This is a genomic window from Acidobacteriota bacterium (genome assembly GCA_016196065.1).
Taxonomy (GTDB): domain Bacteria; phylum Acidobacteriota; class Terriglobia; order Terriglobales; family Acidobacteriaceae; genus Acidiflorens.
Genome location: JACPYL010000008.1, coordinates 201050 through 213076, shown reverse-complemented (window position 1 = coordinate 213076; position 12027 = coordinate 201050). Strand labels below are relative to the sequence as shown.

Annotated in this window: 10 protein-coding genes; 7 read left to right on the top strand and 3 right to left on the bottom strand. The window is 57.5% G+C overall.

Annotated elements, in window-relative coordinates; genetic code table 11:
* Positions 1-69: 69 nt before the first annotated feature.
* The 3 genes from HY010_02055 (at position 70) to HY010_02045 (ending at position 2985) form a co-directional block, all read left to right on the top strand.
* Entirely contained in the window at positions 70-1056 is a 987-nt protein-coding gene (locus HY010_02055) for a hypothetical protein (protein MBI3474488.1), read from the top strand.
* Positions 1057-1227: 171 nt separating this feature from the next.
* A complete protein-coding gene (locus HY010_02050; GenBank protein ID MBI3474487.1) occupies positions 1228-2139 on the top strand; it encodes a serine hydrolase in 912 nt (303 codons plus the stop codon).
* A gap of 486 nt (positions 2140-2625) precedes the next feature.
* On the top strand, positions 2626-2985 hold the full coding sequence (locus tag HY010_02045; GenBank protein ID MBI3474486.1) for a CPBP family intramembrane metalloprotease: 360 nt from the start codon (positions 2626-2628) through the stop codon (positions 2983-2985).
* 28 nt (positions 2986-3013) lie between these two features.
* Here the strand turns inward: HY010_02045 and HY010_02040 are convergent, their stop codons facing one another.
* Complete coding sequence (locus tag HY010_02040; GenBank protein ID MBI3474485.1) at positions 3014-5185, bottom strand: hypothetical protein; 2172 nt, start codon at positions 5183-5185, stop codon at positions 3014-3016.
* Between the two features lie 253 nt (positions 5186-5438).
* Here HY010_02040 and ccsA point away from each other — a divergent pair, with 253 nt between their 5' ends.
* From ccsA to HY010_02020, 4 genes are all read left to right on the top strand, one after another.
* Positions 5439-6251: a cytochrome c biogenesis protein CcsA gene (gene ccsA, locus HY010_02035; protein MBI3474484.1), complete on the top strand. Its 813-nt coding sequence runs from the start codon at positions 5439-5441 to the stop codon at positions 6249-6251.
* On the top strand, positions 6248-7579 hold the full coding sequence (locus tag HY010_02030; protein ID MBI3474483.1) for a glutamyl-tRNA reductase: 1332 nt from the start codon (positions 6248-6250) through the stop codon (positions 7577-7579). The genes ccsA and HY010_02030 overlap by 4 nt, the downstream gene beginning before the upstream one ends.
* Entirely contained in the window at positions 7579-8505 is a 927-nt protein-coding gene (gene hemC / locus HY010_02025) for a hydroxymethylbilane synthase (GenBank protein MBI3474482.1), read from the top strand. The genes HY010_02030 and hemC overlap by 1 nt, the downstream gene beginning before the upstream one ends.
* 186 nt (positions 8506-8691) lie before the next feature.
* Positions 8692-9495 carry a uroporphyrinogen-III synthase gene (locus HY010_02020; protein MBI3474481.1) on the top strand — a complete coding sequence of 268 codons (804 nt, stop codon included), beginning with the start codon at positions 8692-8694 and terminating at the stop codon, positions 9493-9495.
* Positions 9496-9562: 67 nt separating this feature from the next.
* Here HY010_02020 and HY010_02015 read toward each other — a convergent pair whose 3' ends face one another.
* Positions 9563-10192, bottom strand: a complete 630-nt coding sequence (locus HY010_02015) for a PilZ domain-containing protein (GenBank protein ID MBI3474480.1) — start codon at positions 10190-10192, stop codon at positions 9563-9565.
* A gap of 117 nt (positions 10193-10309) precedes the next feature.
* The gene (locus tag HY010_02010) at positions 10310-11554 is read right to left on the bottom strand and encodes a competence/damage-inducible protein A (GenBank protein MBI3474479.1); all 1245 of its coding nucleotides are present in this window, start codon (positions 11552-11554) and stop codon (positions 10310-10312) included.
* Positions 11555-12027 lie beyond the last annotated feature (473 nt).

Below are 12027 nucleotides of genomic sequence, written 5' to 3'. Positions count from 1 at the left end.
CAAATTATCAAATCACAAATTTACACTTCCCATTTGACGTGCCTGTTGCATTTTGTTCTCCTGCTAGCTATGGAACTCCGTAAAGATCCGATCACGCGCTCCTGGGTGATTACCGGCGACGATGTCCCCGAGCCGGCGCCGCGTCCCGGACCATGTCTGTTTTGCGGTGACGGATCGCAGCAGTTGCAAGTGGTCGCCACTCTGCCCGGCCTGGACGGCAACACATGGGCGGCTCGTTCCGTGGTGCATCCGGCACCGATTTACCACATTGAAGGCGAACCGGGGCGACGCGGCGATGGCTTGTATGACCGCATGGGATCGATCGGCGCCCACGAACTTCTGCTCGAAAATCCCAAGCACGATCGCCATCTCTGGGAAGCCAGCGACCGCGAACTGGAGCCATTCCTGCGCTTGATGGCGCAGCGCATCCAGGATCTGAAACTCGACAGCCGCTTCAAATACGTGAGCGTTTTCAAGAATCATGGCCCGATTGCTGGACAGGAGTTCGAACATCCCGCTTCACAGCTGACTGCGACGACTTTTGTCCCTCGCCGTGTGCTCTACGAACTGCGCGCCGCGCGTGACTACTTCGAGAGCAAAGAGCGCTGTGTGTTTTGCGACATCGTTGCGCAGGAAGAGCGCCAGGGATCGCGCATCCTTGAGATCCGCGGTGACTATACGGCGTTCTGTCCCTACGCTCCGCGCGCGCCGTATGAGACATGGATCGTGCCGCGCACCCATGAGTCTTCGTTTGAGCGTACCGGGGCTCTGAAGGCCGGCGCGATTGCCGATCTGGCAGCACTCTTGCGACGCACTTTGAAGAGAATCCGCAGTATCACGGAGGCTTTCCATCTGGTGCTGCACACGGCGCCGAACAGCCGCCATCAATCGGGCACGCTCGGCTACTGGAAGACGCTCGACGAGGACTATCACTGGCATATTGAAATCCTGCCCGTGATCGCGTCCAAAGGACGTTCGTACACTTTCAAAGAGGTCTACTATTCTCCGGTGACTTCGGAGACGGCGGTGAAGCGTTTGCGAGAGGCGAAGATATAACGCATGCGAATGCGAGCCCTTGCCATCGTGGAGATACTCTTCCCTCACTGTCATCCCGAGCGGAGCGAGAGATCCGCAGTTCGCCGCCAGCTGCAGATCCCTCGCTTCGCTCGGGATGGCAGACCTTGGGGGAGGGTCAATCGGTGGCGAGCCGCTACTTTTGCATGGACGATGTGCTGCTCGATGATCAGCGGAATCGCGGTTGCGCAAAACGCCGCAGCCGCTCCGCAGGAAAAGCAGCAAGCCCTCTGGCAGAAACTGGAGAGTTCGATCGGCGACGTCGATCGCAACCTTGATGGGTCGATGGGCGTCGCGATTCTCGATCTCACTGACGGCCACAAATATTTACTGCATGGCAATGACGTCTTCGCCCAAGCCAGTTCCATCAAGATATGCGTGCTCGCTGAACTCTACCGGCAGGCACAGCAAGGCAAGCTCAAACTGACGGACCTTTACACGGTTAATGCCTCTGACCTTGTTCAGGACAGCGACATCATGGGCGGCCTGACTCCCGGCGTCACGAAGATCACGCTGCGCGATCTGGCGACCATGATGGTTGCGGTCAGCGATAACTCCGCTACCAACGTGCTGATCGACCGGGTTGGCATGGAGAACGTCAACGCATGGCTGGATTCGCTTGGCCTCACCCACACGCGCCTGCGCCGCAAGATGATGGACCTGAAAGCCGCCGGCGAAGGCCGGGAAAATATCTCGACACCGTCCGAGATGATGGCCCTGCTTGAGGCGCTTTATCGCGGCAAAGTGCTCAACAAAGAGATGACGGAAGACTTCTTCCGCGTGCTCGCGACCCACAAAGATAGTTGGATCCCGCGCGATCTCCCCGACGACTTGAAGATCGCCGATAAGCCCGGCGCGCTAGAAGGTGTCCGCAACGATTCCGGCGTAATTTTCGTGGAGAAGCGTCCGTACATTTTGTGCGTGATGACTTCGTATCTGCATCGCGAGCGCGAGGGCGAAGAAGCCATCAGCAAGATTTCTCTCTCCGCTTGGAGAATGTTCGATCGCCTGGCTCGCGCCAGCGAATACGGCCGCGTGATTTCGCCGGGGAATTCCAGTAAATAGCGGATCGTCGTCGGTCGTTCGTCCTTCGTCGTTAGCAAATCCATGCCTGGCGAACGACGAACGACCAACGACGGATCTAGTGACACTTTCACTTCTGGCACGTCCAAGGGCTATCTGCAGTGCCTTGTGCGCAAGGAGCCACTCATCGCCACCAACATTTCGCCGCCACCCGAGATCGGTACACTTCGTCGGATCGCCTCACCGTGGCACACCGTTGCCGTGCTTGCTGCCATTGGCACACTCGCCTTCCGAGGATGGCAGCGTGCCGCACTGATGCACGCCATGGCCGATCAACATCGCGTCGGACTCTATCTGCGCACCATCGCGACGGAATGGCTTCTTGTCGGGCTTGTGCTCATCGGACTATGGCTGGCTGGATCGTCGGCTCTCACTGTCTTAGGAGAACGCTGGCAGTCCTTCGGGGATTTCTTTCGCGATATTGGAATCGGAGTGCTCTTTCTGATCGTATCGATCGGTGTCCTGTCGATGCTTGCTTCTCATCGCGACGCGCAAGACGAGAGCACGCGGTTTCTCCTGCCGCATACCACCCTTGAGAGAGTGCTGTGGGTGGCGCTCTCGATCAGCGCCGGCATCTGTGAGGAGGCTGTCTTTCGTGGCTACTTGCAGAAACAATTCGCTGCTCTGACCAAAAGTATTCCCGCTGGCATCGTTCTGTCTGCGTCCGTGTTCGGTGCCGCGCATTCCTATCAGGGTCTCGCGAAGGCGTTGCAAATCGGAGTGCTCGGAGTGCTGCTCGGTCTGCTCGCGTACTGGCGTCGCAGCCTGCGGCCGGGCATGATTTCGCACACGCTGCAAGATGTGCTGGGCGGCTTCGTCAGACACTAACCGCCGGCGTCCGTGAACATCTGTCAGCTCAATCCTTCTGGAATCCGATTGCCTTCATCATCGGATCGATTTCAGGATTGGACATGAAAGCTTTCCACAAAAGTCCCGTGCGGTGGTTTTCGATCATGTCCACAATCGGTCCCTGGTTCAGTCCCATGTTGACGTCTTCGAACCAGTTTTCCGTCAGGTTGAAGCCATCGCGGAATCCGTACACGCCCCACAACTTCCCGCCCAGATCACGGTAGAAATGTTTCAACGCTTTCATCGACTCTTCCGGCGTATAGGGGAATGATGCCAGTGCGGCCGTACAGGTAACGGTGCCATTGTCGCCGCGCGGATGCGACTTGCCTTCGCGGGCATTGACGCCGTCGCTGCGTCCCCACGAATTGTCGGCGTAGCCCGCATGCTTCAGAGGATTGGCCACCGCGTAGGCGTGAGCGATCAGCGCAATGTTGCGGCTGTTCTGGAAGTAGTTGGTGTAGCGGTCGTGCTTGTTGCGTGGATCGAATCCCAGAAACGAATAGTGAGTGAAGAAAAGTCCACCACCTTCGCCGACTCCGACATCGAGTTTGATTCCGTAATAGGAATTTCCGTTCTGGAAGTGATCGCCTTGCGTCGTCCGTCCCCAGCCTTGCCGGTATTCCGCCGCAAAGTCGGACTGGCTGGCAAATCCGCTGTAGTACATGCTGGCTGGAATCGGATGTGTCGGAGAAGCGATCCCCAGCAGGTACGCAATCATCGTCTCGTTCCAGCCGATCAGAGGATGATGAATGTAGAAGCCCTTGTCGGGCGACCAGTGCCAGTAAAGAAAATTCGGATCCGGCCCCTTTGCGTACCAGTCCCATTCCACCGACTTCCACAGACTGGTGATGGTGTCACGCACTTCGCGCTCAGCGGCATTGTCTGCGGTGAAATATTGGCGCGCGGTCAGCAGTCCTTCCACCAGGAAGGCGGTTTCGATCAGGTCGCCTCCGTTGTCATACGGACCAAAGTACGGCATGACTTTGCCGGTGCGGCCGTCGAGGAAGTGCGGCCAGACTCCATGGAAGCGATCCGCCTTCGATAGGAAGCGAACGATCTTCAGCATGCGATCTGCGCCTTGCGGTCGCGTAATGAACCCGCGGTCCGTGCCCACCACCAGCGCCATGACGCCGAAACCTGACGATCCCACGGCTACCATGTTGGGGTCGCCGGGCTGAATCTCGAGGGCCATCCCGGCATTGGGGTGCGCGCCTTCCCAGTAGTAGCGGAAGCATGCCTCCTGCACCATGGTCAGCAATTCATCGTCAGTGAACGCGCGTGTGCTGGCGCTCGCTTCGGAAGAAAGCGGAGACTCGTCGTAACCGACACTCACCGCGCTGATCTTGTAATGGGCGGTCTTGTCACTCGCGCCCAAAAAATCCTCATATCGCGATCGGCCGGATCGCTGAATGCCAATCGGTTCGTAGGATTTCCCATCCAGCGAGCGATAGATTGTGTAATAGCGAAGGTCCGGTTCGGACTGCGCGGTCCACGACAATTCAACGTGCCGGTCATATCCTTTTGCCGCCAAACCCAAAGGTGTTACAGGAGGATGACTCGATGCGGGCGAATCGTCGCGAACCTCAATGTCGTCGAGGTAGAGAGTGTGCGACTTGCCATCGTCTAATCCCTGTACGATGCCGATCTCCGACAGTTTTGCCAGATCAAAGTGCGACTCGCGCGTGTTCTCTACTTGTCCCTTGAAGGAGTCAAGCGGAAGCTGAATTCGCACCCATTTCTGCGCTGGGATTCGATCCAGTTTGCCCAGCAGGCGAATCGTATTGGTCCCCTCGTCGTTTCCCGCCAGGTAGATGAGGGGAGACTCCGCAGACGACAGGCCCTCCTCGGAAAAAGCCCAGAACCACAGAGAGTGTCCCGAGAAATCGGGCATGCCGTAATTCGCCCGCGCTCTCAGATTGACGTCCCATTCCCCTCCGGTGCGCGAACTCCACTTCAAGCGCAATGAATTCGGCGGGCTCACCGAGTGCGCCGCATCGACGGGCAACTTGCCATCGATCGCATCAATCTCGCTGGGAAGAGTTGACGATACATGGCTTGAATAAAACGACCGGTCGGCGAGGCTATTGTCAAAACTTACGTGATCGTAATATGAGGACTGCGCCCAACCGAGTATCGGGGTGAGTAACGCGAGCACCAGCAGACTTCGACGGTTTTGCATGTTAAAAAATCCTCTCTCCAACCGACCTGTCACTGCAGGCATTGAAAACGGATCATGGTGCGCAGTCAAGCGCTGCCCCGACGTGCCCGCTGAAATGCGCATGGACCGGATGTACAAATTTCTGTTGTGACGGACGTCACATGTACTTGTGATCCCGCCTGTTTCCGCGCGTGGAGACCACCATGCACACTATAATCACTGGGTTCGGGTGAGGGATGAATCCTTCAGCCGATGTCCTGCATACATCAAGACTATGACTTTGATCTGGTTGCGAGTGGCGCTGTTTTGTTATGCCGTGGGCTTGCTGTATGCCCTAGTCGCGCTCAACCGCACTGCGGAAACTCTTAGCAAAGTGGCTTTGCATGCTGCCTACCTTGGGATGGTGTTGCACTTCGTATCCCTGGTAGAGGCGGTTGTCGATGCCGGCCAGTTTACCTTGGCATCGGTGCATAATTCGGAGTCCCTGCTCGCGTTCCTGATCATGGTTGTCTTCATGATCGCGTACCTGATTTACAAGACGACCTCGCCCGGGATCGTGGTCTTTCCGATCGTCTTTCTGCTGACATTCGTCGCCGCCACCGCCCAGCAGCCGCTCGTGCTGACGCCGGTAGCCGTCAAGGGATGGCTTGCGGCGCACATCCTGATGATCTTCACCGGATATGCGGCACTATTCCTCAGCTTCGGAGCCAGTCTGCTGTACCTGTTGCAGGAACGTGCCCTGAAGGCGAAGAATTCCGTGGGGGTGTTTGCACGCTTACCCGCGCTCCAGGTCATTGACGACATCGGCTACCGTTCGCTGATGTTGGGCTTCCCGTTCATGACGCTGGGCCTGGTACTCGGATCGGTAGTTGCGGAATCTGCGTACGGCAAAGTCGATTTCTTCGATCCGAAGATTCTGCTTTCGGTTCTGATGTGGGTCGTGTACCTGCTCATGGTCTACATGCGCCTGAGTGCGGGATGGCGGGGACGCCGAGCCGCGCTATTGGCCAGTGTTGCCTTCGTCGCGGCGATCGTGGCATGGGCAGCGAACTATTTCAGCGGCATGCACAGGTTTATTGCCTCATGAGATTTCAACTCATCGGCGTGAATCACAAGACGGCCCCGGTCGAAGTGCGCGAGCGCCTTGCCATCCCGGAATCGCGCCTGCCGGAGGCTTGCAAGCGACTTGCGGAACATGCGGACGTCGCTGAAGGCATGATCGTTTCCACCTGCAACCGCGTGGAATTTCTCGCCAACATGAAGAATGGTTCCGGCGACCTGCGCGCTTTCATGCGCGATTACTTCGATGTCGACATGGGGCCGTTTGAAAGCCATCTCTACGAGTTTCGCGAGGACGAAGCCATCCGTCACGTGTTCCGCGTTGCCGCCAGCCTCGACTCCATGATCGTCGGCGAGCCGCAAATCTTGGGTCAGATCAAAGAGGCATACGCGACCGCCCGCGCAGTCGGCGCCGTCCGCATGCAGTTGGACCAGTTGCTCACCCGTGCTTTTGCCGTCGCCAAGCGAGTGCGCACGGAAACCGCGGTCGGTTCATCGTCCGTGTCCGTTGCCTCGGTTGCGGTCGAGCTGGCGGAAAAAATCTTCGGCAACCTGAAAGGGAAGTCCGTTTACCTGGTCGGCGCGGGCAAGATGAGCGAACTGGCTGCCCGGCATCTCCTCGCTCATGGCGCGGAGTCGATTTTTGTCGCCAATCGCACTTACGATCGCGCGATTGGGCTCGCCCACAAATTTAACGGACAGGCCATCGAGTTCAGCCGTCTTTACGAAACGTGCGATCGCGCCGACATCGTCATAACCTCCACCGGATCGCCAAATTTTATCTTCAAACGCGAGCATGGAGAGCAGTTCCTGTCGCGCCGCCGCAACCGTCCCATGTTCTTCATCGATATTGCTGTGCCTCGCGATGTCGATCCGGAGATGAACAAGCTGGACGGTGTCTTCGTCTATGACATCGACGATCTGCAGCAGGCTGTAGCGTCGCACGTAGCCGATCGCAAGAAAGAAGCCGAAAAGGCCGAAGCGATCGTCAACGGCGAGGTGGTGAAATTTAATGCTCGCCTGCAGACGCTCGACGTCGTTCCCACCATCGTCTCGCTGCACGATCATCTGGAGACTATCCGGCAAGCCGAAATCGATCGCGTCCGCGGACGCCTGGGCACAATGTCTCCCGATCAGGAAATGGCGGTGGAAGCACTGACCCGCGGCATCATCAACAAGATCATGCATACCCCGATCAGCACATTAAAGACGGCTGCCCGCGAACCGGAGTCCACGACCGTCGTTGAACTGGTGCGCCGCCTGTTCAACCTCGAAGAGGGCGAGTCGCCCGAGCAGGGAAAAGAAAAGCGTACCGCAGCCTCCAAGTCTGGCCGTGATGCAGGAGAGTCTAACTAATGGCACTCCTCCGGATCGGTTCTCGCGGCTCCCAACTGGCCCTCTGGCAGGCGCATCATATTTCTGATCTGCTGCGCGCCCAGGGACACACTGTCGAACTGGAGATCATCAAGACCACCGGCGACAAGATCACCGACGTCGCCCTCGCCAAAGTCGGTACCAAGGGCATGTTCACCAAGGAAATCGAAGAGGCCCTGGTGGAGAATCGCGTCGACTTGGCGGTGCATAGCTTGAAAGATCTGCCTACGGAATTGGCGAGTGATTTTGAAATTGCTGCCATTACGTCGCGCGAAAATCCCAACGATGTTTTCTGCTCGGTGAACATCGCCAGCATCGCAGACCTGCCGCAAGGAGCCAATGTCGGCACCAGCAGCCTGCGCCGCCAGGCTCAACTGATGGCGATCCGGCCGGACTTGAAGATTCATCCCCTGCGCGGCAATGTCGACACGCGTCTTCGCAAGCTCGAAGCGGGGGACTACGATGCCATCATTCTCGCCGCCGCCGGATTGAATCGCCTGGGAAAGACGCAGCTCATCCGCCAGGTCATTCCAGTCGATGTCATGACTCCTGCCGCTGGGCAAGGCGCTCTCGGAATTGAGATCCGAAACGGTGATAGCGCAACCCGCGCTCATCTCGCTTTTCTCGATGACCATGCTGCCCGTGCCAGCACCACCTGCGAACGCGCTCTACTCAATAAGCTCGGAGGCGGTTGCCAGGTACCAATCGGCGCTTTTGCCCAAGTGCAAAATGGCAAGATCCACTTGAACGCTCTGGTTGCACATCCGGACGGAACAAAAGTCCTCCGAGAGACGCGCGCAGGCAATGATCCGGTTAAGTTAGGTGAGGAAGTCGGCGAAACTCTTCTCCGACGTGGCGGAGATGCGATACTGGAAGAAGTCTACGGATCCGGATTCGCACTGCCGTAGTAAAGCAGTTCCCAGTTCCCGGTTCTCAGTTCTCAGTAAAACCAGAAACCGGGACCAGCGTTCCGGTTTCTAAAGAGATCTGTTGACGCCCATTTACCAGTGTTTTTGCCTTTTCTGAGAACTGAGAACTGAGAACTGAGAACTAAGAACTAAGAACTAAGAACTAGGAACTGAGAACTGGTTTCCATGGCCCCGAACGAAAAACGTCCTCTCCGCGGTACTCGAATTCTTGTCGGACGCGCTCGTCATCAAGCGAGCGCACTTTCTGCTGGCCTGCGCACGCTCGGCGCGAGTGTCATCGAGATTCCATTTATCGAGATTCGCAAGCCGGAATCCTTTCAGCCACTCGATGAGGCGCTCAGGAATTTGAAGAACTACGACTGGCTGATTCTGACCAGTGTCAACGGCGTGAAAGCGATGTGGGAACGCCGCCGCAAGTTCCGCCTGACCGCCCGGCATTTCAAGCATTTGCAGATCGCCGCCATCGGCCCGGCTACCAAGGCAGCACTCTTGAAAAGCGGCCTGAAAGTGAAGATGGTTCCAGAAGAATACGTTGCCGAATCCGTGGTGAAAGGCTTGCGCGACAAGGTAAACGGGAAGCGTGTCTTGCTGGTCCGCGCCAAAGTCGCTCGCGATGTGATTCCTGAGGAACTTCGCTCGGCCGGCGCTACCGTCGATGTTGTAGAAGCCTACGAGACCGTCGTGCCGAAGAAATCGCAAATCCGTTTACGTGCCCTGATGAAAGACCCAGAACGGCGTCCACACATCGTGACTTTTACCAGCTCTTCCACGGTGCGAAATTTTGCCGAACTCCTCGGGTCATCCCGTGCTCGCTCGCTCAAGAAAGTTCAATTCGCATCGATTGGTCCGGTAACCTCGGCCACGCTTCGAGAATTGCAATTGGTGCCTGGGATTGAAGCCCGCGAATTCACCATGGGCGGCCTGATTCGCGCCATCCTGCTCGCCCGCTACGCCACCTTCGCGGCGTGAAGTGCAGCTACGGTATTTTTTAAGATTCTGTCATCCCGCGCGGAGCGAGGGATCTGCAGCTGGCGGTTTAGCGGAAGCCTGTCGTTTCGACGCCGGCGATTGAGGAATAGGGGTCGCCGGTAAATTCGATCCCGTTCCCCACGCCCGGATCGCACGTTCGCACCACGGCAGTGATCGTGATGTGCTCGTTCTGCAGATAGAAGTCGACGCGCAGGACGGTTCCGATCGGCAGTGGCATGATGCTTTCCACGTAACAACCATTGCCGCTGACATCGGTAGCGCTGATCCGCATCGGCGTCTTGAAGCGCTCGTCGCGGAGTTCAATTGGGAATGAAATCTTGTGCCGGGGCCACTTCCGCCGATTGCTCTCGAGAATCGTGGCCGTGGTCCCTTGCATCGGCAAGTAGGCTTTCCACGGACAATCCTGATCCGCCAGCAACTTGATGCCAACCTGATTTTTCTTGATGGGGCCGGTGTTCATCACCCACATCACCGTGCAGCGAGTTTTCTTCTCTTCACACTGCACGCCGATGATGTCCCCGACCTTCAGTTCACTTTCGATCCCTGCCAGTAAAGCGCCTTCTGAACTGATGTTCTGCGCCCGCGCGTGCTGCGAGAACGGACGTCCGTCCGCAGTCATCCCCCACACCCGCACCGGCAGGTCCACAGTCACGCGTGGTTCGGGTTGTTGGGTCATGGATAGCCTATTGACCGCTCTACAGCCGATGATACCGCTCGGCCGCGTCACCACGATAATACAAAGGGGTGCCGCTCCGGTACTTTAGGTCAGAGACTCGCGATGGTCAATCCGTCTCTATAGTAGGGCCCGCCGGATCATCTCCAGCGCCTGTTGCGAGGCATACCAGCGCACGCGCTTGCGGTCGCCAGGGAAGTTCCGCTCAACGACCTGCGTCCCTTCTTCCCCCGCCAGGGCCACGTAGACCAGGCCAACCGGCTTCTGTTCGGTGCCGCCCGTCGGGCCGGCCACGCCCGTAATACCAATTCCGTAGCTCGAAAGGCACCGTTGGCGGATCCCCTCCGCCAGCGCCTTGGCGACCTCGCGGCTGACCGCTCCATGCTTGGCGATCAAGGCCTTGGGGACATTCGCAAACTGCGTCTTTAATTCGTTGGAGTAGACCACCGCGCCGCCGAGAAAATAGCGCGAACTTCCGCTCAGCCCGGTGATCCGCTGCGCCAATAATCCGCCCGTGCAGGATTCGGCGACCGCCAGAGTCATGCCGCGCATCTGCAGCAGGTAGCTGACGATTTGCTCCAGGCTTTCTCCCTTGCGGGAAAAAATTGTGTCGCCCATCTCCTCGTCGATCTTTTCGGCCAACTCCTCGACGCGCGCTTCGGCTTCCTCCTGCGATTCCTTGCGGCAACGCAGATGCAGCTGAATTTCGCCAGAGCCTGCGAGGATTGTGGTCTGGACATCTGTGAACGTTTTGTAGATGGGAGCGACCTTCGCGTCGACCTGTGATTCCGGCAGGAGGGCAATCTTCAATTCGCGCATGGCGATGAACTGCTGCGGTACGCGAGCCTTCAACCGCGCAATACACTCGCCTTCATACAGCCCCTTCAATTCATTCGGCGGACCGGGTAGGAGGATGACAATCCGTTCCTGGCCATCGTATTTCCCGCTGATCCACTGTCCGGGCGCCGACCCATTCGGATTCGGCAGCACCACTGCGCCCGTGATCACGTCTGCCTGCTTGGCATTGTTAGGGGACATCTTCCATCCCCGATTGGCAAAACGTTCTTCCAACTTGACGAGAATTTCCGGATCGCGCCGCAACTGCAGATTCAGCGCTTCCGCCACCGCCTCGCGCGTGAGATCGTCCTCCGTTGGACCAAGCCCGCCAATCAGAATGATGATGTCCGAGCGCCGCATGGCCAACTTCGCCGCCGCCGCCAGATCGTCACTGTTGTCGCCGACCACGCATTTGTGACGCACCTCGACGCCCAACTCGTTCAGCTTTTCCGTGAGGTAGAGCGAGTTCGTATCCTGACGATGCGGCGTCAGCATCTCCGAGCCCACGGCGATGGTTTCCGCGTTCACAGGGGTAGTGTAAATGAAGTGCTTCTTAATTCAGACGGGAGTGAATCCTGAGGCTCAGGGCGTATCTACTTGGAACACAAGAAATAGACGCCTGACGATGTTCGGTTTATCGTGAACACCGCATCAGTTCGGCGCCATGCTTTCCAGCAGCAAGCAGCGTCGAAATCGCCAATCAATCGGCGTACCAACTCACGGCGTACGATCTCGCGTCCATGCATGAATACAAGCAAGAAGTCTCCCTCGTCGACGTCGCTGAAGTGTGCCGCAGAACACTCGGAGGGCGACAACCTGATTGTGTCGCAGATGCCTTGGGGAAAAGCGTAAGGGCTAAATATGAACAGTTGATCCCAGTTAAAAGCTGCAATCTTTCCCATATCCAAACTGCTCGCTTTTGACCCGACCTGAGAAGCAAGACGATCCGAGATGCTTTCATCCCTGCAACCAATACAGGAAAAGAGAACAGCCACTGCGAG

Bases quoted from the DNA above. Each gene is read 5' to 3' on its own strand.
- HY010_02045 (MBI3474486.1), top strand. From the start codon at position 2,626: ATGCTTGCTTCTCATCGCGACGCGCAAGACGAGAGCACGCGGTTTCTC.
- HY010_02015 (MBI3474480.1), bottom strand. From the start codon at position 10,192: ATGACCCAACAACCCGAACCACGCGTGACTGTGGACCTGCCGGTGCGG.
- HY010_02020 (MBI3474481.1), top strand. From the start codon at position 8,692: ATGGCCCCGAACGAAAAACGTCCTCTCCGCGGTACTCGAATTCTTGTC.
- HY010_02030 (MBI3474483.1), top strand. From the start codon at position 6,248: ATGAGATTTCAACTCATCGGCGTGAATCACAAGACGGCCCCGGTCGAA.
- hemC (MBI3474482.1), top strand. From the start codon at position 7,579: ATGGCACTCCTCCGGATCGGTTCTCGCGGCTCCCAACTGGCCCTCTGG.
- HY010_02055 (MBI3474488.1), top strand. From the start codon at position 70: ATGGAACTCCGTAAAGATCCGATCACGCGCTCCTGGGTGATTACCGGC.
- HY010_02050 (MBI3474487.1), top strand. From the start codon at position 1,228: ATGTGCTGCTCGATGATCAGCGGAATCGCGGTTGCGCAAAACGCCGCA.
- HY010_02040 (MBI3474485.1), bottom strand. From the start codon at position 5,185: ATGCAAAACCGTCGAAGTCTGCTGGTGCTCGCGTTACTCACCCCGATA.
- ccsA (MBI3474484.1), top strand. From the start codon at position 5,439: ATGACTTTGATCTGGTTGCGAGTGGCGCTGTTTTGTTATGCCGTGGGC.